Source organism: Pseudomonas sp. 14P_8.1_Bac3 (assembly GCF_025466085.1).
Taxonomy (GTDB): domain Bacteria; phylum Pseudomonadota; class Gammaproteobacteria; order Pseudomonadales; family Pseudomonadaceae; genus Aquipseudomonas.
The window spans coordinates 53,517-74,531 of the sequence record NZ_JANLOD010000064.1; the positions used below are offsets into that span (position 1 = coordinate 53,517).

The window sequence follows — 21,015 nt, forward strand, 5'->3', positions numbered from 1 at the left end:
GCGCCTTCGGCTCGATTGCCCATCACAAACTGCAACTTATTCCCTGTGGGAGCGGTTACAACGTGGCCAACGCCCGCAGCCGCTCGGCATCGAGAATTTCGATCTCGCCATACTTCAGGTCCAGGATCCCCTGGCCCTGCAAGTCCTTGAGGATCTGGTTGGTGGTCTGGCGCGACAGCGACAGCATCGACGCCAACTGGTCCTGGGGCAGTTGCAGCGAACGCCGGGGTGGCTCGAGCTCACCGTAACCCGCCGCAATCAGCAGCAGGCGATGGGCCAAACGTGCCGGCGCCGGCATCAGGCTCAACTGCTCAAGGTTGATGAAGGTCAGCCGTAGCTTCTGACTCATCAGCAGCGCCAGCTGCCGCCAGTACAGCGGTTGTTCATCCAGCAGCGCCAACAGCGCGGTTTGCGGAATGTGCAACAGCACGCACTGACCCAGCCCGAACGCATCGTGGGTTCGCGGCTGACCGTCGAACAGGCAGATTTCGCCGAACCAATGCGGCGACTCCACCAGGCTCAGCAGCGCCTCCTTGCCCTGCTCGCTCACCGCGCCGATGCGCACCGCCCCTTCGAGCACCGCGTACAGGCCGCAGGGCGGATCGCCGCGCTTGAACAGGCGCTGCCCCGACGACAGACGCCGCACCTTGGCGGCGGCCAGCAGACTATTCTGAAAAGAGGTCGATAAATGACTGAACCATTGCCCCGTCATCAGTCGCGAACGCCAAACCTGCATGTCCATCGAAACTCCTGGAAATTGTCGCCTGGCTGACAGAGCAAAAGGTGAACCCGGGGCATGATCAATCACCCTACAGGAGGAATAACAATGAAAAGCCTCGTTGACCATCTCAGTCAATACGCCGCCTACCACCGTGACCCACGCAATATCGCCAGCCACTTTATCGGTATTCCGCTGATTGTGGTGGCGGTGGCGGTGCTGCTGTCGCGGCCGCAATGGAGCGGTGGCTGGCTGTCGCCGGCGGTGCTGGTCTCCCTGGCATCGGCCTGGTTCTACCTGCGCCTGGAATTGCGCCTCGGGCTGTTGATGACGGTATTGCTCGGCCTGTGCGTTTGGGCTGGTCAGGTATTGGCGCAGCAAAGCACGCTGGTATGGCTGGCGAGCGGCATCGGGATGTTTGTGATCGGCTGGGCGATCCAGTTTGTCGGTCATCACTACGAAGGCCGCAAGCCGGCGTTTGTCGATGACGTGACCGGGTTGATCGTCGGGCCGTTGTTCGTGGTGGCGGAGCTGGCGTTTTTGCTGGGGATGCGCGGGGAGTTGAAAGAGCAGATCGAAGCGCGAGCGGGTGGGGTGCGGGTCAATCCGAATCGCGCCGCAGCGTAGATCGCTTTCGCGGGCAAGCCCGCTCCCACAGTGGATCTGGTCGATCACACATTATGTGCACGACACTGTTCACTGTGGGAGCGGGCTTGCTCGCGAAGCTTTTGATCTTAGAGGCTGGCGACTTTCTGCCAGACCTTCGGCTTGAAGAACAATGTCTCGCCCTTCGCCAACCCGGTCAGGCTGTCGTGGTCCTTCACCACTTCAGCTTCGATCAGTTCGCTCTGGCCTTCGACCTTCAGCGTCACCCGCGTCGTCGCGCCCAGCGGACGAATATCCCGCACTTCGGCCGCGTGGTGATCTTCCAGTTCATGCCGCGACAGCGACACTTCGTGCGGACGGAACAGCACGTGATTGTCTTCGCCCAGGTGCAGACGGTTCGAGTCGCCAAGGAAGTGATAAACGAAATCGCTGGCCGGGTTCTCGTAGACATCGCCCGGTGAACCGATCTGCTCGATCACCCCTTTATTCATCACCACAATGCGATCGGCCACTTCCATCGCTTCTTCCTGGTCGTGGGTCACGAACACCGAGGTCAGGTTGATGTCTTCGTGCAGCCGCGCCAACCAGCGCCGCAACTCCTTGCGCACCTTGGCGTCGAGGGCGCCGAACGGTTCGTCGAGCAACAGGACCTTGGGCTCCACCGCCAGGGCGCGGGCCAAGGCAATACGCTGGCGCTGGCCACCGGAGAGTTGTTCCGGGTAACGATCCGACAGCCAGTCCAGTTGCACCATGTTCAGCAACTCGTGGACCTTCACGGCGATCTGGCTTTCAGTCGGGCGCTGGTTTTTCGGTTTCATGCGCAGGCCGAACGCGACGTTGTCGAACACCGTCATGTGGCGGAACAACGCGTAGTGCTGGAACACGAACCCGACGTTGCGATCGCGCACGTCGTGCCCGGAGACGTCTTCACCGTGGAACACGATGCTGCCCTGATCCGGGGTTTCCAGGCCGGCGATGATCCGCAGCAGCGTGGTCTTGCCGCAGCCCGACGGGCCAAGCAGGGCCACGAGTTCGCCGCTCTGAATGTCCAGGCTGATGTTGTCCAGCGCCTTGAACGCATTGAAATTCTTGCTGACGTTACGCACTTCGATCGACATGAATTATTCCTCCGCGGCGCTGGCGCGCAGGCGGTTAATACGGTTTTCGCTCCACTGCTTGAGCAGCAGGATGAAGAGCGCCAGGATCAGCAACAGGCTCGCCACGGCGAACGCGGCCACGTGGTTGTATTCGTTGTAGAGGATCTCGACGTGCAGCGGCAAGGTGTTGGTCACCCCGCGAATGTGCCCGGAAACCACCGACACCGCACCGAACTCACCCATCGCACGGGCCGTACACAGCACCACGCCATAGATCAGGCCCCATTTGATATTGGGAACGGTGACGTGCCAGAACATCTGCCAACCATTGGCACCCAGCAGGCGCGCGGCCTCTTCTTCCTGAGTGCCTTGTTCCTGCATCAGCGGGATCAGTTCGCGTGCCACGAACGGCACCGTGACGAAAATCGTCGCCAGCACGATGCCCGGCAAGGCGAAGACAATCTGAATGTCGTGATCCTGCAACCACGGCCCGAACAGGCCCTGGGCGCCGAACATCAGCACGTAGACCAGGCCCGCGATCACCGGCGACACCGAGAACGGCAGGTCGATCAGCGTCACCAGCATGCTCTTGCCGCGAAACGAGTACTTGCTCACGCACCATGCGGCACTGACGCCGAACACCAGGTTCAACGGTACCGAGATCAGCACGGCGAACACCGTGAGTTTCAACGCGGACAGCGCGTCCGGCTCAAAGATCGCGGTGAAGAACGCGCCCAGGCCGTTTTTCAGGCCCTGAGAGACAACGATGAAGAGCGGCAGTAGCAAGAACAAAATGAAGACCAGCCAGCACAGGCCGATCAGCACCCGCCGCGAAGTCGCACTGCCACGGCGGGCAGCGTTGGCCGAAGAGGCGGCCGCAATAGACGATTGGGACATGGTTCGCGCCTCCTTATGGGGTTTCGATGCGGCGTTGCAGCAAGTTGATCAGCAGCAACAGGACGAAGGAAACCACCAGCATCAGTACACCAATGGAGGTAGCGCCGGTGTAATCGTACTGGTCCAGCTTGACCATGATCAGCAGTGGCAGGATCTCGGTTTTCATTGGCATGTTGCCGGCAATGAAAATCACCGAGCCGTACTCGCCGACCCCGCGGGCAAAGGCCAACGCGAAACCGGTCAACCAGGCGGGCAGCAACGCGGGCACCAGGATATGCCGGAAAACCTGCAACGGCTTGGCACCGAGACAGGCCGCCGCTTCCTCCACTTCACGAGGGATATCGGCCAATACCGGCTGTACCGTACGTACCACGAATGGCAGCGTGACAAACGTCAGCGCCAGCGTGATACCGAGGGGGGTATACGCGATCTTGAAGCCCAGGTCCGCCGCGAACTGCCCTACCAGACCGGTCGGGGTGTACAACGCGGTCAACGCGATACCGGCCACGGCCGTGGGCAACGCGAAGGGCAAGTCGATCATCGCATCGATGACCTTGCGACCGGGGAAGGTGTAGCGCACCAGCACCCAGGCCAACAGCGTGCCGATGATGCCGTTGATGATCGCGGCGTACAGCGCAGTACCGAAGCTCAGCTTCAACGCCGCCAGCACGCGAGGCGCCGAGATGATCGCCCAGAACTGATCCCAGGTGAGTTGAGCGGCGTGCACGAACATCGCCGCCAATGGAATGAGCACAATCAGGCTGAGGTACACCAAGGTGTAGCCCAGCGTCAGCCCGAAGCCGGGTATGACGGGGGAGATACGACGCGACATAAAAGTCCTTGGTTAAAAAAGCGATCCGCTAAACGCATCATGTGGGAGCGGGCTTGCTCGCGAAGACGTTATACCAGCCGACATTTACGTCGTCTGGTACACCGCTTTCGCGAGCAAGCCCGCTCCCACACGGTACGCGCCCAGCATAAGGCCCGTGGTATGGCTTGAGTCAGATTACTGCGCTTGGTAGATCTGGTCGAACACGCCACCGTCATTGAAGAATTTCGGTTGCGCGGTTTTCCAGCCGCCGAAGTCCTTGTCGATGGTCACCAGCTCCAGTTTCGGGAACTGATTGGCGTACTTCGCGGCCACGTCCTTGTCACGTGGGCGGTAGAAGTTTTTCGCGGCAATTTCCTGGCCGGCCGGGCTGTACAAGTGCTTGAGGTACGCTTCGGCGATCTCGGTGTTGCCCTTTTTCTCGGCGTTCTTGTCGACCACAGCCACTGGCGGCTCGGCGAGGATCGACAGCGAAGGCACAACGATGTCGAACTTGTCAGCGCCGCCGTCTTCCTTCAAGGCCAGGAAGGCTTCGTTTTCCCAGGCCAGCAACACGTCACCCTGACCGTTGTTGACGAAAGTGATGGTCGAACCGCGAGCGCCGGTATCCAGCACAGGCACGTGCTTGAACAGGGTTTGCACGTATTCCTTGGCCTTGGCTTCGCTGCCGCCGTTGGCTTTCAGGCCATAGGCCCAGGCCGCCAGGAAGTTCCAGCGTGCGCCACCGGAGGTTTTCGGGTTCGGGGTAATCACCGAGACGTCGTTCTTGACCAGGTCGCCCCAGTCCTTGATACCTTTCGGGTTGCCTTTACGCACCAGGAACACGATGGTCGAGGTGTAAGGCGTGCTCGCATCCGGCAGGCGTTTCTGCCAGTCAGCCGGCAGGGTTTTGCCGAGCTTGGCGATTTCGTCGATGTCACCGGCCAGCGCCAGGGTCACCACGTCAGCACGCAAACCGTCGATCACCGCACGGCCCTGCTTGCCCGAACCACCGTGGGACTGCTGGATTTTCACCGTGTCGCCCGCGTGATCTTTTTGCCAGAACTTGACGAACTCGGCGTTGTAATCCTGGTACAGCTCACGGGTCGGGTCGTACGAAACGTTGAGCAGTTCGTAATCCTTGGCAACCGCGGACCCCGCAAAAAGGGCACTGGCCAGGGCGGCCAAAGCGAAATGACGAATCGACGACATGGTGAAAGCTCCTGGAATTCTTAGTGTGTTGGCTTTTTTTATGGTGGCGGGAAGCGGGTTGCCGACGGCTTAGCTCGGCTTGTTGCTGGGGTTCTGCAAACGGAATTTTTCCTTGCGTTCGATCTGCACCACCTGGGCGTTATGCACAGTGATTTCTACGGCGCCGAACCGCAGGTCGCGCAACGCGCTCTGGATCTCACGCAAGATAGTGGCTTCGTCTTGACCGTCAACGCTACGTAGGGATGCGCTCATGGTGCTGCTCCTTCGACTGAGAGGTTGCCTGGCAGTGTCCGGCACTGCTTGCGGCGTGAGGCCAATAGTAGATAGGTGCGGATATTCTTAAAAAGACTATTTAAGAATGTTTATATAACTAAATGAAATTGTCTGTGTGGACGAGGATTTACGCGCCACTCGACCCTTGAAGGGTCGAGCGTGCTCACGATGGATGTGAACGTTTTGACGGGGACTTTCCGAGGAACGCAGTGTCCGGGCGTTTTTCGCGAGCAAGCTCGCTCCTACGGGGGATTTCAAGCGATCGGATTGCGCATCCAGTCCAGCTGTTCGGCCGGCACCGGCCGGCCGAACCAGTAACCCTGGCCCAAATCGCAACGCTGCTCGAAGAGGAACGCTGCCTGCTCAGCCTGTTCGATGCCCTCGGCATGCACCTGCATTCCCATGCTCTGCGCCAGGGCGATAATCACCCGCACGATGGCCCCATCGTCGTCATCCCACGGGAGCCCCGCCACGAAACCCTGATCGATCTTGAGCTTCTGCACCGGCAAACGCTTGAGCCGCAGCAGCGACGAGTACCCCGTGCCGAAATCATCGATGGCCAGCCGCACGCCGAGTTCGCGCAGGCGATGCATTTGCTCCAATGCCACTTCCGGATCGTCCATGACCGCGCTTTCGGTCACTTCCAGCTCCAGACAGGCCGGATCCAGCCCGGTTTCGTGCAGCACCTGCGCCACCTGCTGATACAACTCACGGCGGGCAAACAAGCGCGACGACACATTCACCGCGACAAACGACAACGCCACCCCGGCCTGCTGCCATTGACACATCTGCTGGCAGGCGTGGCGCATCACCCAGGCATCGACCTCGGCGATCAACCCGGTGCGCTCGGCGATGGGAATGAATTCCGCAGGCGACACCAGCCCCCGCTGCGGATGCTCCCAACGCACCAGCGCCTCAACCCCCACCATGCGACGGCTCTTGAGGTCGTGAACCGGCTGGTAAAACACCCGCAACTCCTGCTGTTCCAACGCCCGGCGTAACTCGGAGGCAGTCTCGACGCGCTGCTGCGCGTGGGCGGTCAACTCTTCGGTGTACAGGGCGTAGCCGTCGCGGCCAGCGCTTTTAGCCTTGAACAAGGCCGAGTCGGCGTTGCGCAGCAGCTGTTCGGCGCTCAAGGCATCGCCGGGGAACAGGCTGATGCCGATGCTGGCGTTGATGAACAACTGATGCCCGTCGATAGAGAAAGGCTCGCGCATACCATCAACGATGCGCTGGGCCAGCGCCGCGGCGTGCACCAGCTGTGGACAACTTTCCGCCAGCACGGCGAACTCGTCACCGCCCAGCCGGGCCAGGGTGATGCCCGGGCCGAACAGGGCTTTCAAACGCTCGGACACCGCCTTGAGCAATTGGTCACCGATGGTGTGGCCGAGGCTGTCGTTGATCATCTTGAAGTGGTCCAGATCGATCAGCAGCAACGCGCACCCGCGCTTGTGGAGCTGCGCCGACGCCAGCGCCTGCTGCGCGCGGTCAGTGAACAGCAGGCGGTTGGGCAGATCGGTCAGTGGATCGTGGTGGGCCAGGTACTTGAGTTCATGCTCGGAATCCTTGATCGCGCTGATGTCGGAGAACACCGCGACGTAATGACTGAGCTGGCCCTGGTCGTCGTGAATCAGGCGGATGGTCTGCCATTGCGGATAGATTTCGCCGCTCTTGCGGCGGTTCCAGATTTCGCCGCTCCATTCGCCGCAGCCATTCAGTGTCGCGAACATTGCCTGGTAAAACGCCGTCGGGTGGCGGCCGGACTTGAACAGGCTGGGCTGCCGCCCCAGAACCTCTTCAGACTGATAGCCGGTGATTTCGATGAACGCCCGGTTCACATGGACGATCACCCCTTCGCGGTCGGTGACCAGCACGCCTTCGCGGGTGCAGTCGAACACCGCGGCCGCCTGACGCAACCGCTCGCGATCCACATGGCGCTCACGCAATTTGGCGCCGATGCCAAGGCAGCGGAGCAATCGCGCGCGGGCGATGAAGATCAAACCGGCGCTCAGCAGGACCCAGGCGTAACCGTTGATCAGTTGCCATCGCAGTAGCTCGTCGGAGCTATCGAAGAAACTGTTCATTAAATAACCACTGAACTGCAGCCAGACAACGGATAACAACAGATAAAGCAGCGCTGCACGCAATGCGTCGCGATAGGTGGCAGACATTCGGCCGTCCATGTCCCTAAAAAAGGGGTGGAATTATAGGTTAAGAAACATCCCGCCACTCATATCTGAAAGGGCGACTGGTTTTATCCGTGGGCTTGGTGATAATGCAACGGCTGTTTTTTCTTTTTGAGGGCCCTATAGCCTATGTGGTACGAAGGTTTTCTCGGCTTGTCACCCTGGTCACTGGTGGCAGTCACCCTGCTGATGACCCACGTCACGATTATCGGCGTCACGGTCTATCTGCATCGTTATTCAGCCCATCGCTCGCTTGAGCTCAATGCCGGCCTGAAACATTTCTTCCGCTTCTGGCTGTGGCTGACCACGGCGCAGAACACTCGCGAGTGGACCGCCATCCACCGCAAGCATCACGCCAAATGCGAAACCGTCGATGACCCGCACAGCCCGGTCATCAAGGGCCTGTCCACGGTGTTGCGCAAGGGCGCCGAGCTGTACCGCAGCGAAGCGGAAAACCCCGAGACCCTGCGCATCTACGGCAAGAACTGCCCGGAAGACTGGATCGAACGCAACCTCTACAGCCGCTTCCCGTTGCTGGGTGTGGCGATCATGGCGGTCATCGACCTGCTGCTGTTCGGCACCATCGGCATCACCATCTGGGCCATCCAGATGATGTGGATTCCGGTCTGGGCCGCTGGCGTGGTCAATGGCCTGGGCCATGCCGTCGGTTATCGCAACTTCGAATGCCGCGATGCGGCGACCAACCTGGTGCCTTGGGGCATCCTGATCGGCGGTGAAGAACTGCATAACAACCATCACACCTACCCTAACTCGGCAAAACTGTCGGTGAAGAAGTGGGAGTTCGACCTCGGCTGGGCCTGGATCCAGGTCTTCAGTTTCCTTCGTCTGGCCAAGGTCCAGCGGGTTGCGCCGATTGCCCATCGGGTCGAAGGTAAAGGCAGCCTGGACATGGACACCGCCATGGCCATCCTCAATAACCGCTTCCAGATCATGGCCCAGTACCGCAAATTGGTGATCGCGCCGCTGGTCAAGCAGGAACTGGAGAAGGTCGATCATTCCGTCCGCCACCAGTTTCATCGGGCCAAGCGCCTGCTCTCGCGGGAAACCAGCCTGCTCGATGACAGGCACCACGTGCGCATCCAGAACATGCTCGAGCACAGCCAGGCGCTGAAGGTAATTTACGAGAAACGCCTGGCCCTGCAGCAGATCTGGGTCAAGACCAGTTCAAATGGTCACGACATGCTGGCTGCGATCAAGGATTGGGTGCACGAAGCCGAAGCCAGCGGAATTCAATCCCTGCGTGACTTCGCCGACCAGCTGAAGACCTACTCGCTGCGCCCTGCCGCCACTGCCTGACACCGTTGATCGGTGCGCCCCGTTCGTGGGCGCACCCTCCGGAACTTCGTTTCGAATCCTCTATCTCAAAGACACTTCGCCACTACGGCGGGCTTTGTTGTGGCCGCTATCGAACACGCGGCACGTCCTTTGAGATCTGTGTCGATGGTCAACAAGAACCTGCAAGACTCATCCCTACCCCAATGGCCCGAGGCCGCGCAAACCTTGATGGCGTTGATGCATGCCCAAGGCGAAGTCGCGCGCCTGAGCGAACGCGAGCAGCTGTTCAGCTCGCTGCTGGTGAGCGTTAACGCGGTGCTTTGGGCGTTCAACTGGGAAACTCGTCAGGTGGTGTACGTCAGCCCCGCCTATGAACGGATTTTCGGCCGTTCCGCCGGCCTGTTGCTGTCCGACTACAACCAGTGGCGCGACAGCATTTACCCCGACGATCTCGAGTACGCCGAACGCAGCTTCGCCGAGGTACTGGAAAAAGGCGCCGTCGAAGACCGGGAGTACCGCATCATCGCCGCCGATGGCCAGGTGCGCTGGCTCAGCGACAAGTGCTTCATCAACCGCCAGGCCGAACCGGGCAAGCCGGTGATCATCGTTGGCATTGCCGAAGACATCACCGACAAAAAGCACATGGAAAGCGAACTGCATCGCCTGGCCACCACCGACGTCCTGACCCAGAGCAGCAATCGCCGACACTTCTTCGACTGCGCCCGCCGCGAGTTCGAACTGGCCCGCCAACAGGGTTCGCCACTGGCGTTCCTGTTGCTGGACATCGATGACTTCAAGGTGATCAACGACACCTATGGCCACCCGGAAGGCGATAACGTGCTGCAGCGCGTCGCTGAAACTGGCCGCGGCACGCTGCGTCGCGGCGACGTGTTCGGGCGGATTGGCGGAGAGGAGTTTGCCGCAGTGTTTCCGGGGTGCGCACCGGACATGGCCATGCAAGTGGCCGAGCGCCTGCAACGGGAGATTCAACGGCTGAGCTTCAGCCATGAGCACCAGACGTTCGGCATCACCGTCAGCCAGGGGCTGACCAGCCTGACAGCCGAGGATGACAGCGTCGACAGCCTGTTTGCCCGGGCCGATGCGGCGATGTATGAGGCGAAGCGGCAGGGCAAGAACCGGATCATTTCCGGCTGAGCGTCGCACCGCCGCTCCCACTGGGTTTTGTGTAATGGCTACTTTTTGCGCAATCGCGTCAGCTCCGGCAACCCGATCTTGAGCAGCCGCGCCGTTCGGCTCTTCGCCAGCGCCTCAATGCCCTCATGCTCGGTCAGATGCGCCAGCTGCGCCGCCATGTTCATCACCAGCGCCTCACGAGAGTAAACCCCGCCACCGAGCTGGTAGACCGCCGCAATCAGCTCTCGCAGCTCCAGCGGCAGACGCCAGCGGGTACGCAGCGCCGAACCGTAGGCCGCGCCAAACTCGGCGAGCGCCTCTCCGACCTCTTCCCATTCATCCAGCTCGCCGCCGGCCTGCTTCCATTCCTGCAAACACCGCAGCAATGCCAGGTCGCCCAGGCGATGCAGCAGGCCGGCGCAATAACAGCGCTCCTGTTCCAGATCCAGCAAGCGCGCCAGCGTCCGGGCATATTCGGCCGTGTGCAGCGACAGCTCCCAATACCGTTCGGCATAGTCAGCCAGCTGCGGATCACTGAGCCGTGCGCTGCGCTTCAACGCCAATCCAAGAATCAGGTTCATGCTCTGCCCGGTGCCGAGGCGATGCAGCGCCTGGGCCAGGGTTTGTACCGCCGCGCCATGGTGTTGGGCCGCGCTATTGGCGGCGGCGATCAGCACGGCTGCAATCTGCGGGTCGGTTCGGATTTCTTCTTCGAGCAGCGTCAGATCGAGGCCATTGGGGTTAAGGCTGCGGTTGACCGCCAACTGCACGTCGGTCATCAGCGGCGCGCCATCGGTCAGCTCCCGTCGACGTTCAAGAAACACCGACAGGGTCATGCCCGGCGCCAGCGTCGGTACATCACAGCACACTTCTTCGCCGGCATTGAGCAACAAACCCTGCAGACGCTGGGTCAGGCTTTCCATGTTCAACGGTTTGGTCAGGTACGCCGTGGGCGCCAGGGGCAACGCCTCGCGCACGCTGGCGCTGTCGTTGCGATTGCTCATCAGGATGAAAGGCAGCGGGGGATTGCGCTTGCGCTGGCGCACACTGCGCAAGACATTCAAACCGTCCACGCCCGGCAACTCCCAATCGACGATCACCAGGTCGTAGGCGTTCTCCGCCAGCCGCGTCAACGCGCCCTGGCCATCGGCGCACAGATCGATTCGCGCGTCGCAACGCACCTTCAGCAGCACTTGATTAAGCAAATCCCGCGACCAAGGATCGGCCTCGGCAATCAGCACTCGAGGGACAGCGGGCAAAACTACAGCGTTCATCAGCACCCTCCATTTGCACTGCCTGCACCTTAGTTCACTGCGGGCCACTGGGTTCGGCCCAGTATGTTTCAGAAACAAAAAAAAACCCGCCGAAGCGGGTTTTTTGTCGATCAGCTCACACATTCATGCGAGCACTTGGATCACAGCTCGGAGAAGCATTCTTCGATGATCGCCAGACCTTTGTCCAGTTGCTCATCCGGCGAAGTCAGCGGTACCAGCACGCGCAGAACGTTGCCATAGGTACCGCAGGACAGCAGGATCAGGCCCTTGTCGCGCGCCTTGGCCACAACCGAAGCAACGGCAGCGGCGTTCGGCTTGTGGCTGTCGCCGTTTTCGAACAGCTCGACCGCGATCATCGCGCCCAGGGCACGGACTTCGCCGATCACCGGGTACTTGGCCTGGATGGCCTTGAGGCCAGTGACCAGACGCTCGCCAACTGCCTTGCAGCGGTCCAGCAGGTGCTCTTCCTCGAACACTTCCATCACGGCCAGGGCCGCGGCGCAAGCGATCGGGCTACCGGCGTAGGTGCCGCCCAGGCCGCCTGGGGCGATAGCGTCCATGTATTCGGCCTTGCCGCACACACCGGCCAGCGGGAAGCCGCCCGCGATGGATTTGGCGAAGGTGGTCAGGTCGGCGGAAACGCCCATCTGTTCCATGGCGAAGAAGGTGCCAGTACGGCCAGCGCCGGTCTGTACTTCGTCAGCGATCAACAGGATGCCGTGCTGGTCGCACAGCGCGCGCAGGCGCGTCATGAACGCTTTAGGCGCGACGTAGAAACCGCCTTCGCCCTGGACCGGCTCGATGATGATGGCAGCGATGTCACGCGGCTCGGCGTCGTTCTTGAAGATGCGTTCGATGCTGGCGATCGAATCGTCGACGCTCACACCGTGCAGTTCGTTCGGGTACAGCGCGCGGAACACGCCGCCTGGCATCAGGCCCATGCCGGCCGAGTAAGGCACGACTTTACCGGTCAGGCCCAGGGTCATCATGGTGCGACCGTGGTAAGCGCCGGTGAAGGCAATCACGCCGGCACGGCCAGTCGCGGCACGGGCGATTTTCACGGCGTTTTCAACGGCTTCGGAACCGGTGGTGACCAGCAGGGTTTTCTTGGCGAAATCACCTGGCACCTTGGCGTTGATTTTTTCGCACAGCTCTACGTACGGTTCGTACGCCAGCACCTGGAAGCAGGTGTGGGTCAGTTTGTTCAGTTGTTCGGTCACGGCGGCGATGATTTTCGGGTGCACGTGGCCGGTGTTCAGCACGGCGATACCGCCGGCGAAGTCGATGAACTCGCGACCTTCAACGTCGGTCACGGTGGCGTTCTTCGCGGACTCGGCGAAGATCGGGTGAATCTGGCCAACACCGCGTGGTACAGCGGCTTCGCGGCGTTTCATCAGGGAAGCGTTAGTCTTGCTCATAAAGTCCTCATTCACCGCTCATCGGGCGGCGTGGTTCAAGGAAAATGCGGCGGGAAGGCAACTGCGGCAGCATGCGATGATCGACTGCCACAGCGTTCCCGGCTGCAGAGAAATTTCCGGTTGAAGCGCGCAAAGGGTCAGCGCTCTCGTGCCCTCTGCGCTTGAAGCAATGCCTTGCCGGGCTTAGATGCCCAGGCAGAGGTATTTGATTTCCAGGTAATCTTCGATGCCGTACTTGGAGCCTTCACGGCCCAGGCCCGACGCCTTGATGCCGCCGAACGGCGCGACTTCGTTGGAGATCAACCCGGTGTTGACGCCGACCATGCCGTATTCCAGGGCTTCGGCCACACGGAACACACGACCCAGGTCACGCGCATAGAAGTAAGAGGCCAGACCGAACTCGGTGTCGTTCGACATCGCGATCACTTCGGCTTCGTCTTTGAAGCGGAACAGCGGCGCCAATGGGCCGAAGGTTTCTTCCTTGGCCACAGCCGCGTTTTTCGGCACGTTGGTCAGGATGGTCGGCTCGAAGAAGTTGCCTTCCATGCTCTTGCCACCGGACAGCACGGTTGCGCCTTTAGCCACGGCGTCGGCGATGTGCTCTTGCACCTTGGCCACAGCTTTTTCGTCGATCAGCGGGCCAGTGGTGGTGCCTTCTTCCAGACCGTTGCCGATCTTGAGCTTGGACACTGCCACTTTCAGCTTCTCGGCGAATGCGTCGTAGACCGAATCCTGAATGTACAGACGGTTGGCGCAGACGCAGGTCTGGCCGTTGTTGCGGTATTTGGAAATGATCGCGCCTTCGACGGCCTTATCCAGATCCGCGTCGTCAAACACGATGAACGGCGCGTTGCCGCCCAGCTCCAGGGACACTTTCTTGATGTCCTTGGCGCATTCAGCCATCAGCTGGCGACCGATCTCGGTCGAGCCGGTGAAGGACAGCTTGCGTACGATCGGGTTGCTGGTCAGCTCGCTGCCGATGTCGCCGGCGCTGCCGGACACCACGCTGAACACACCAGCAGGAATGCCGGCACGTTGGGCCAGCTCTGCCAGAGCGAAAGCAGAAAACGGAGTTTGCGAAGCAGGCTTGAGCACCATGGTGCAACCGGCAGCCAGCGCTGGACCGGCCTTACGGGTGATCATCGCGGCCGGGAAGTTCCACGGGGTGATTGCAGCGGTCACGCCGATTGGCTGCTTGATTACGATCAGGCGCTTGTCCGGCTGGTGGCCTGGAATCACGTCACCGTAGACGCGCTTGGCTTCCTCGGCGAACCACTCGATGAAGGACGCGGCGTAAACGATTTCGCCCTTGGCTTCGGCCAATGGCTTGCCCTGTTCCAGGGTCATCAGGCGAGCCAGGTCGTCCTGGTTCTCGATGATCAGTTCGAACCAGCGACGCAGCTTGTTGGCACGGTCCTTGGCGGTCAGTGCACGCCAGGCCGGCAGCGCTTTGTCAGCGGCTTCGATGGCGCGGCGGGTTTCGGCAGCGCCCATTTTCGGCACGGTGCCCAGAATTTCGCCCGTTGCCGGGTTGTTGACCTTGATCGTCTGACCATTGTCCGCATCGACCCAAGCGCCATCGATAAAGGCTTGCTGGCGGAACAACTGGGTGTCTTTAAGCTGCATGTCGGCTTTCCTTAACAGCACCGCGGCACGCGCGGAGCAAATTATGATTGTAGAAAGGCGCCTCAAAGGCTGCCGTCAGGGAAATCATTCACCGGGCTGAAGCACATAAATAGCGCACGGAATGAACGCGTGCGGTTCAGCACCCAGACAAGAGCGTTTGAAATCTCAAACGAATCCTAGGATCAAAGGGGGTAAAGGACAATAGCCTGTTCGAAAAAAAGAACGAAAACCCCACCTTTGCCCCATTTTTCAGATCAGCGTAGCAAACGCGGGTTACGCTTTGAAAAAGCACCATCGAATCAGCAGCATGGACGCCCGCAGTGCATATGAGTATCATGGCGCCCGCATTGCACCAGTAGCTCAGCTGGATAGAGTACTGCCCTCCGAAGGCAGGGGTCGTGGGTTCGAATCCCGCCTGGTGCACCATACGCAGAAACAAGAAAGCCTCAGGCCGTAGGGTCTGGGGCTTTTTTGTGGGCGATTGGCTGGCTGCGATCTCTCCAATAAGGGTGTTCAACTCTGCAAACACTTCATCGGCGCCGATAGGCGGACGCGAGTCTTTTCTGCTGGCGGCGATTGCCTCGTGGACAGCACAAAGCCCTGTAGGAGCGAGCGTGCTCGCGATGGATTCAAGAACACCACGGGATGTCAGGGACTCAGCGTTATCGTTGACGTTCTTCGCGAGCAAGCTCGCTCCTACAGTTTGGGTTTAAGTCGGCGAAAAAATCGGTGCATGACTCGAAACCAATGTGGGAGCGAGCCTGCTCGCGATGGCGGTGTTTCAGACGACAACGATGGTGCGTCTGGCGGCCTCATCACGCAGGCTCGCTCCCACAGGTAATCGAACGAGGGGATCAGGTTTGGGTTTGTTGGCGGGCAAAGATGGCGGCCATGGCGGGGTCGTCGAGGTGATCCAGGGCGCGTTCTACCAGCAGGTGGACGCCGTCGGCCATGCTGTTGATTGCCAGGGCTATCGAGCGGCGGGAGCCGTCCACTTCGTCGGCGAGGTCGGCGGCAAGCGCGCGGATCGACAGCAGGTCTTCCGAGGCGTTGGCGAGCAGGGTTTCGGTGTTGATGTTGCGGCTGACGGTGAAGAGCGAGCCTTGGCTTGCAGGTTGCTCTGGTTCGGTGACGGGTGGGTCGGGGATTGATTTGGACATTTGACTAACTCCAGAAGTGGAGCCGATCACACGTCGCTGCTAAACGATGGGTGGCGGCTGTGCGCGGGTTAGCAGACCGGGAAGTTAGCAAACCGGCGCGCCCGAGGGCGCCCCGCGCACAGCTACCATCAAGTGCAGGTTAGTCACCTGACTGAATGGAGTGCCATGCACTTCGCTAACCACTACGGGCTGCTAAACCCGATCACTGACCATCAGTGACACGAATCAAGTTACCGACCCGTCCCAAAGCGCACAAGCCGGCGGATTCTGGCGTAGCCGTAGGCAACGGCGCAAGAATTTGTAGCTTGCGGGAAGTAACGCGAGCCTCCGTTAAACATCGCAATTTTTCTGTAGGAGCGAGCTTGCTCGCGAAGGTGGATCAATCGACGCGGGCATTCAGGTTACCCGCGTCATCGTTGACGTTCTTCGCGAGCAAGCTCGCTCCTACAGGTCTGCGCCTGCTTCGGGCGGTTCCCGACGCGGGGGCATCAGATGACGCGGGCGTTCATGTTGCCCGCGTTATCGTTGACGTCCATCGCGAGCATGCTCGCTCCTACAGTGCAAAGGTGTAGCTGACGATCAGCCGGGTTTCGTCCAGGTCGTTGCCGAAGTTCGACCTGACGGTGGCGTTCCTGACTTTGAAGCCGAGGTTTTTCAGTGAGCCGCTCTGGATGATGTAACCGATGTCGGTGTTGCGCTCCCACTCCTTGCCGGTGTTGTTGCCGGCGACCAGGACGTTGTCGCCGCTGACATAGCGGCTCATGAAGGTCAGCCCCGGAACTCCTAGCGCGGCGAAGTTGTAGTCGTAGCGCAGTTGCCAGGACTTTTCCTGGATGTTGGCGAAGTCGTTGATCTGGACGAAGTTGACCAGGTAAGGGTCGGAGTTGGCGATGTAAGGAAACGGGTCGTCACCGCTCATGTGCTGGTAGGCGGCGGTGAACACATTGGCGCCCAGTGTGTAAGCGACTTGCCCGTTGGCCGCGCGGTTATCCAGGCGGCGGAAGTTGCCGTCTTCGCGGCTGCTGGAATAACGCAGGTCGAACTTCAGCGACTGTTGCGCCGCCAGCGGTACTTCGTAGACCACACCGCCGAAGACCTGGCTATAGACGTTTTCCAGGTTGCCGTAATACAGGCTGGTACTCAGGGCCTTGGTGAAACTGTAAGTACCGCCGGCAAAACGGAAGTCGTCACTGACACCGCCAATGCGGTTGCCGGTAAAGTCCTGATAGTCCGAAGAACTGTTGAACTTGATCTGCTCCAGTTTGCCCCCTTGCAGGACTAACTGGTCGATCTCTTTGGACGTCACCAGAGCACCTTCGAACGTGGCGGGCAACAGGCGCGTGTCGTTGCTCGACACCACGGGTGTGCGCAAGGTCAAGGAGCCGACCTTGAGCAGCGTTTGCGAGATCCTGGCCTTGGCGGTGACTTCGAGCTTGGAATATTCGCTCTGCGACCCGCGGCCGTTCTTCGAACTCAAATCGGCGGGCAGCAGGCCCGTACCGCCGGCCCCGTCACCGCCGTCGAGCTTGAGGCCGAGCATGCCGACCGCGTCGACGCCCAGCCCCAGCGTCCCTTCGGTAAACCCCGATTCGTACCGCAACATGACACCCTGCGCCCACTCGGCGGCGTGGTCGCGCTGGGCAGTGGGCGGGCCATTGCGAAAGTCACGGTTGAAGTAGAAGTTGCGCAGTTCAACGCTGGTCTTGCTGTCGGCAAGAAACTCCGCAGTTGCCGTTAAAGGGAAAATCAGGGCGCAAGTACCCGCCAATGCATAAGCCTTGTTGATCGACATGCTCTTAGTTGCTCCAGATAACGGCAGAGTGATGGATTGAGTTTTATCGTTATTTTTACTTCAAAGTGACATCTACCCTTTTCTGCGGACAGCACGCGGCAACCGGGTGTTTAAACCGGTGCGCGTACTGCCTCGAATAGAAAAGCGTTTGAATCAATCAGCGGTCTTGATGCGGCCGATCAGGGCGCCGGCTTCGAAGTAGCTGCCGGCCTGGCTGGTGATCTGCACGACGCCCTCGCACGGGGCGAGGATCGAGGTTTCCATCTTCATCGCTTCGACGACCGCGATCACTTGCCCGGCGCTGACCGACTCGCCGTCAGCGACCACCCAGGCGTGCAGGTTGCCCGCCACGGGCGTGAGTACCGCGTTCGGCTCCGTGACCTCGGCGGGCGCTGTGCTGGCGACGGCGGGGCCAGCCCCGTTGAGGCTGACGCCGCGCAGCAACGCTGCCGGCAGGCCCAGTGCATGACGCTTGCCGTCGATCTCGACGAAGGTGCGCAGCACCTCGGGGTCGGCCAACGCTGCGCTGCGCGGGGCGATGGTGATTTGCTCGGCAAAATCGGTCTCGATCCAGCGGGTGTGCACGGCGAAACGGTCGGCCCCGGTGAAATCGTCGTGGTCCATCACCGCGCGGTGGAACGGCAGCACCGAGGCTATGCCCTCGATCTTGAACTCGGCCAACGCCCGGCGAGCACGGGCGATCGCTTGCTCGCGCGTGGCGCCGCTGACGATCAGTTTCGCCATCATCGAGTCGAAGTTGCTCGGGATCTGCGAACCGCTGACCACTCCGCTGTCCAGGCGCACGCCCGGGCCCGAGGGTGGCGCAAATTCGGTGATCAGCCCGGGGGTCGGCAGGAAGCCCTTGCCGGCGTCTTCGGCATTGATGCGGAACTCGAAACTGTGGCCACGGGGGGTCGGTGTTTCGCTGAACGACAACGGCAAGCCGTCGGCGATCCGCAGCTGCTCGATCACCAGGTCGATGCCAGTGGTTTCTTCGGTCACCGGGTGTTCGACTTGCAGGCGGGTGTTGACCTCAAGGAACGACAGGGTGCCATCCTGGCTGAGCAGGAATTCCACCGTGCCGGCGCCGACGTAGCCGGCCTTGGCGCAAATATCGTGGGCGGCCTGGTGGATGCGCTGGCGCTGGGTCTCGTTGATGAACGGCGCGGGCGCCTCCTCAACCAGCTTCTGGTTACGACGTTGCAGCGAGCAGTCGCGCGTGCCGACCACCACCACCTTGCCGTGTTTGTCGGCGACGATCTGCGCCTCGATGTGCCGAGGACGGTCGAGGAACTGCTCGACGAAACACTCGCCACGACCAAAAGCCGCTTCAGCTTCGCGCACCGCCGAGGCGAAGAGTTCGCTGACCTCATCCAGGCGCCAGGCGACTTTCATGCCGCGCCCACCCCCACCGAACGCGGCCTTGATGGCAATCGGCAAACCATGCTGCTCGGCAAAGGCCAATACTTCGGCGGCACTTTCGACCGGGCCGGGTGTGCCGGCCACGAGCGGTGCCCCCACTTGCTGGGCCAGTTTTCGCGCTTCGACCTTGTCGCCCAGCACGTCGATGGTTTCCGGGTTGGGGCCCACCCAGGTCAGCCCGGCATCGATCACCGCACGGGCGAAATCGGCCCGCTCGGACAGGAAGCCGTAGCCTGGGTGCACGGCGTCGGCGCCGCTGCGCTTGGCAATCGCCAGCAGCTTTTCGATGTCGAGATAAGTCTCTGCCGGGCGCTGGCCATTGAGCGAGAAGGCTTCGTCGGCCTGACGCACATGCAAGGCGTCAATGTCGGCGTCGGCATACACCGCCACGGACTGCACACCGTAGTCGCGGCAGGCGCGGGCAATGCGGATGGCAATTTCACCACGGTTGGCGATCAGTAGTTTCTTCATGGGGTGTTCTTCGCATCGGCAGTTGAAATAGAGGCTTCGGTGCTCGGTTCGATGTCCGCGAAACCATCCAGGGGGTTGAAGCGAATCTGGGCATTGATCGGTATCTGCCCGGCCAGGTCCAGGTGGTGAGTGGCCACGGCGCCAATCACCGGATAACCGCCGGTCAACGGATGGTCCGCAAGGAACAGCACAGGTTGGCCGCTGGCGGGCACCTGGATGGCGCCGACGGAGGTGCCTTCGCTGGGCAACTCCTGGTGATTGCTGCGGGTCAAGGGTGTTTCACCGGCCAGGCGAATGCCGACCCGGTTGGACTGCGAGGTGACACGCCACAGCTGGCTGCTCAGTCGCTCGATGGCGTCTTTGGTAAACCAGTCGCTGCGCGGCCCCATGACCACGTCCAGAGTAATGACGTTGTCGGCCGTCGGCAGCTCGAACGCCGGGGCCTCGCTCAGGGAAACGCTGGCGCCGGTTGACCGGGTGGTGAAACCCAGGTGGTCGCCGACGGCGAGCGCGGGCGGGCCGACCTGGGCCAGGGTGTCGGTGGACAAACTGCCGAGCACCGGGGCCACGTCGAAACCGCCACGAATCGCCAGGTAGCTGCGCAGCCCCGCGACAGGGGAACCGAGATTCACGCGATCACCTTCTTCCAGCTCGATGGGCTGGTAGTTGCCAGGCTGCCATTGCAGGCCGCTGGCACTGGTGACGGTGACCGGCGTGCGCGCACCGGTGATCGCGATCACGGCACGGCCATGGCAGACGAAACTCAGGCCACCGAGCACGGATTCCACGCAGGCCAAGTCCGAGGGGTTGCCGACGGCACGGTTGGCGGCGCGCAGGGCGCCGAGGTCCAGCGCGCCGGAACGGGAGACGCCCTGCCCGGTCTGGCCAGGACGCCCCAGGTCCTGCAGCACGCTGTGCAAGCCAGGGCTGGTGATTTCCAGATAAGCACCGTCGGGTTCGGCGGCGCGCGCGGGGGCGGCGGGTACGGGCAAGCCGCTGGCAGGCAGCGGGCCGGCGTCGGTAAACCGCACCTTGTAGCCGGGCCGCAGCAGGGCCGGCTCGGCACGGTTCAGGTCCCACATCTGCAACGGCGTGACCCCGATGATCTGCCATCCACCCGGGCTGGCTTGCGGATACACGCCGCTGAAATCCCCCGCCAACGCCACCGCGCCCGCCGGTATGCGGGTGCGCGGGGTTTTGCGGCGCGGCACCTGGAAACCGGCGCCGCCGGTAAGGTAGCCAAAGCCCGGTGCAAAACCGCAAAAGGCCACGCTGTAGTCATGGGCGGTGTGGCGAGCAATCACTTGGTCGCGACTGATGCCCAGCAGCGTGGCGACCTCGTCGAGGTCTTCACCGTTGTAATGCACCGGGATTTCCACCCGGCGCTGCTCACCCTCGCGGCGCTGGCTGAGGTCCTGGCCGGCGATACGGTTAACGAGCGCCTGGCGCTCGATCGTGCTGGGACGGAACTGGATCAGCAGCGTTCGCGCGGCGGGAATGATTTCCTCCACGCCCGCAATCGGCTCCGCCGTCAGGGCGTCGAACAGGGCAAGGGTCTCGTCGAGGTCGTTCAGTTCGACGAGCAGGGCGTCCAGGTTGACCGGAAGAAAGCGCACGGGAAACTC

Annotated in this window: 17 protein-coding genes and 1 tRNA gene; 4 read left to right on the top strand and 14 right to left on the bottom strand. The window is 61.3% G+C overall.

The genetic code is table 11. The annotated features are described in order from the left end of the window. Window positions 1-55: 55 nt before the first annotated feature. Window positions 56-742, bottom strand: a complete 687-nt coding sequence (locus tag NTD84_RS20025; protein WP_262168976.1) for a Crp/Fnr family transcriptional regulator — start codon at window positions 740-742, stop codon at window positions 56-58. Between the two features lie 84 nt (window positions 743-826). Between NTD84_RS20025 and NTD84_RS20030 the strand changes: the two genes are divergently transcribed. Next, on the top strand, window positions 827-1,345 hold the full coding sequence (locus NTD84_RS20030; protein WP_262168979.1) for a DUF962 domain-containing protein: 519 nt from the start codon (window positions 827-829) through the stop codon (window positions 1,343-1,345). A gap of 107 nt (window positions 1,346-1,452) precedes the next feature. Here the strand turns inward: NTD84_RS20030 and NTD84_RS20035 are convergent, their stop codons facing one another. From NTD84_RS20035 to dibA, 6 genes are all read right to left on the bottom strand, one after another. After that, complete coding sequence (locus NTD84_RS20035) at window positions 1,453-2,442, bottom strand: sulfate/molybdate ABC transporter ATP-binding protein (RefSeq protein ID WP_262168983.1); 990 nt, start codon at window positions 2,440-2,442, stop codon at window positions 1,453-1,455. Window positions 2,443-2,445: 3 nt separating this feature from the next. Further along, window positions 2,446-3,318 (bottom strand): sulfate ABC transporter permease subunit CysW, encoded by an 873-nt coding sequence (gene cysW, locus NTD84_RS20040; protein ID WP_262168986.1) that lies wholly within the window; start codon window positions 3,316-3,318, stop codon window positions 2,446-2,448. 13 nt (window positions 3,319-3,331) lie between these two features. Then, entirely contained in the window at window positions 3,332-4,150 is an 819-nt protein-coding gene (gene cysT, locus NTD84_RS20045; RefSeq protein WP_033058556.1) for a sulfate ABC transporter permease subunit CysT, read from the bottom strand. A gap of 174 nt (window positions 4,151-4,324) precedes the next feature. Then, window positions 4,325-5,338: a sulfate ABC transporter substrate-binding protein gene (locus NTD84_RS20050; protein WP_262168990.1), complete on the bottom strand. Its 1,014-nt coding sequence runs from the start codon at window positions 5,336-5,338 to the stop codon at window positions 4,325-4,327. 69 nt (window positions 5,339-5,407) lie between these two features. Then, window positions 5,408-5,590 (bottom strand): sulfur starvation response protein OscA, encoded by a 183-nt coding sequence (oscA, locus tag NTD84_RS20055; protein WP_007945260.1) that lies wholly within the window; start codon window positions 5,588-5,590, stop codon window positions 5,408-5,410. A 275-nt stretch (window positions 5,591-5,865) separates the two neighbouring features. Next, the gene (gene dibA, locus NTD84_RS20060) at window positions 5,866-7,782 is read right to left on the bottom strand and encodes a phosphodiesterase DibA (protein ID WP_262168994.1); all 1,917 of its coding nucleotides are present in this window, start codon (window positions 7,780-7,782) and stop codon (window positions 5,866-5,868) included. 144 nt (window positions 7,783-7,926) lie between these two features. Between dibA and desA the strand changes: the two genes are divergently transcribed. Both desA and NTD84_RS20070 read left to right on the top strand, forming a co-directional pair. Next, a complete protein-coding gene (gene desA, locus NTD84_RS20065; RefSeq protein WP_262168996.1) occupies window positions 7,927-9,114 on the top strand; it encodes a delta-9 fatty acid desaturase DesA in 1,188 nt (395 codons plus the stop codon). A gap of 144 nt (window positions 9,115-9,258) precedes the next feature. Further along, window positions 9,259-10,248 (top strand): GGDEF domain-containing protein, encoded by a 990-nt coding sequence (locus NTD84_RS20070; RefSeq protein WP_262168999.1) that lies wholly within the window; start codon window positions 9,259-9,261, stop codon window positions 10,246-10,248. A gap of 38 nt (window positions 10,249-10,286) precedes the next feature. Here NTD84_RS20070 and NTD84_RS20075 read toward each other — a convergent pair whose 3' ends face one another. The 3 genes from NTD84_RS20075 to gabD form a co-directional block, all read right to left on the bottom strand. After that, window positions 10,287-11,501, bottom strand: coding sequence for a response regulator (locus NTD84_RS20075; protein WP_262169001.1), 1,215 nt, complete (start codon window positions 11,499-11,501; stop codon window positions 10,287-10,289). Between the two features lie 140 nt (window positions 11,502-11,641). Next, a complete protein-coding gene (gabT, locus tag NTD84_RS20080; protein WP_262169004.1) occupies window positions 11,642-12,919 on the bottom strand; it encodes a 4-aminobutyrate--2-oxoglutarate transaminase in 1,278 nt (425 codons plus the stop codon). Window positions 12,920-13,102: 183 nt separating this feature from the next. Further along, complete coding sequence (gabD, locus tag NTD84_RS20085) at window positions 13,103-14,545, bottom strand: NADP-dependent succinate-semialdehyde dehydrogenase (RefSeq protein WP_262169006.1); 1,443 nt, start codon at window positions 14,543-14,545, stop codon at window positions 13,103-13,105. Between the two features lie 349 nt (window positions 14,546-14,894). Here gabD and NTD84_RS20090 point away from each other — a divergent pair. Then, window positions 14,895-14,971, top strand: a tRNA-Arg gene (locus tag NTD84_RS20090). Between the two features lie 428 nt (window positions 14,972-15,399). On the opposite strand, the gene NTD84_RS20095 is transcribed toward NTD84_RS20090, so the two are convergent. From NTD84_RS20095 to NTD84_RS20110, 4 genes are all read right to left on the bottom strand, one after another. Next, a complete protein-coding gene (locus NTD84_RS20095) occupies window positions 15,400-15,705 on the bottom strand; it encodes a DUF6124 family protein (RefSeq protein ID WP_262169008.1) in 306 nt (101 codons plus the stop codon). A gap of 553 nt (window positions 15,706-16,258) precedes the next feature. Beyond that, on the bottom strand, window positions 16,259-17,497 hold the full coding sequence (locus tag NTD84_RS20100; RefSeq protein ID WP_262169011.1) for an OprD family porin: 1,239 nt from the start codon (window positions 17,495-17,497) through the stop codon (window positions 16,259-16,261). Between the two features lie 153 nt (window positions 17,498-17,650). Next, window positions 17,651-19,390, bottom strand: coding sequence for an acetyl/propionyl/methylcrotonyl-CoA carboxylase subunit alpha (locus NTD84_RS20105; protein ID WP_262169014.1), 1,740 nt, complete (start codon window positions 19,388-19,390; stop codon window positions 17,651-17,653). Then, entirely contained in the window at window positions 19,387-21,006 is a 1,620-nt protein-coding gene (locus tag NTD84_RS20110; protein WP_262169015.1) for a 5-oxoprolinase/urea amidolyase family protein, read from the bottom strand. Before NTD84_RS20110 ends, NTD84_RS20105 begins: the two co-directional genes overlap by 4 nt. Window positions 21,007-21,015: the final 9 nt, after the last annotated feature.

Excerpts from the sequence above, each read along its gene's own strand:
- NTD84_RS20105 (WP_262169014.1), bottom strand. The coding sequence starts at position 19,390 with ATGAAGAAACTACTGATCGCCAACCGTGGTGAAATTGCCATCCGCATT.
- NTD84_RS20030 (WP_262168979.1), top strand. The coding sequence starts at position 827 with ATGAAAAGCCTCGTTGACCATCTCAGTCAATACGCCGCCTACCACCGT.
- NTD84_RS20070 (WP_262168999.1), top strand. The coding sequence starts at position 9,259 with ATGGTCAACAAGAACCTGCAAGACTCATCCCTACCCCAATGGCCCGAG.
- desA (WP_262168996.1), top strand. The coding sequence starts at position 7,927 with ATGTGGTACGAAGGTTTTCTCGGCTTGTCACCCTGGTCACTGGTGGCA.
- NTD84_RS20050 (WP_262168990.1), bottom strand. The coding sequence starts at position 5,338 with ATGTCGTCGATTCGTCATTTCGCTTTGGCCGCCCTGGCCAGTGCCCTT.
- gabT (WP_262169004.1), bottom strand. The coding sequence starts at position 12,919 with ATGAGCAAGACTAACGCTTCCCTGATGAAACGCCGCGAAGCCGCTGTA.
- cysT (WP_033058556.1), bottom strand. The coding sequence starts at position 4,150 with ATGTCGCGTCGTATCTCCCCCGTCATACCCGGCTTCGGGCTGACGCTG.
- oscA (WP_007945260.1), bottom strand. The coding sequence starts at position 5,590 with ATGAGCGCATCCCTACGTAGCGTTGACGGTCAAGACGAAGCCACTATC.
- NTD84_RS20100 (WP_262169011.1), bottom strand. The coding sequence starts at position 17,497 with ATGTCGATCAACAAGGCTTATGCATTGGCGGGTACTTGCGCCCTGATT.
- NTD84_RS20025 (WP_262168976.1), bottom strand. The coding sequence starts at position 742 with ATGGACATGCAGGTTTGGCGTTCGCGACTGATGACGGGGCAATGGTTC.
- NTD84_RS20075 (WP_262169001.1), bottom strand. The coding sequence starts at position 11,501 with ATGAACGCTGTAGTTTTGCCCGCTGTCCCTCGAGTGCTGATTGCCGAG.
- gabD (WP_262169006.1), bottom strand. The coding sequence starts at position 14,545 with ATGCAGCTTAAAGACACCCAGTTGTTCCGCCAGCAAGCCTTTATCGAT.
- dibA (WP_262168994.1), bottom strand. The coding sequence starts at position 7,782 with ATGTCTGCCACCTATCGCGACGCATTGCGTGCAGCGCTGCTTTATCTG.
- cysW (WP_262168986.1), bottom strand. The coding sequence starts at position 3,318 with ATGTCCCAATCGTCTATTGCGGCCGCCTCTTCGGCCAACGCTGCCCGC.
- NTD84_RS20035 (WP_262168983.1), bottom strand. The coding sequence starts at position 2,442 with ATGTCGATCGAAGTGCGTAACGTCAGCAAGAATTTCAATGCGTTCAAG.
- NTD84_RS20095 (WP_262169008.1), bottom strand. The coding sequence starts at position 15,705 with ATGTCCAAATCAATCCCCGACCCACCCGTCACCGAACCAGAGCAACCT.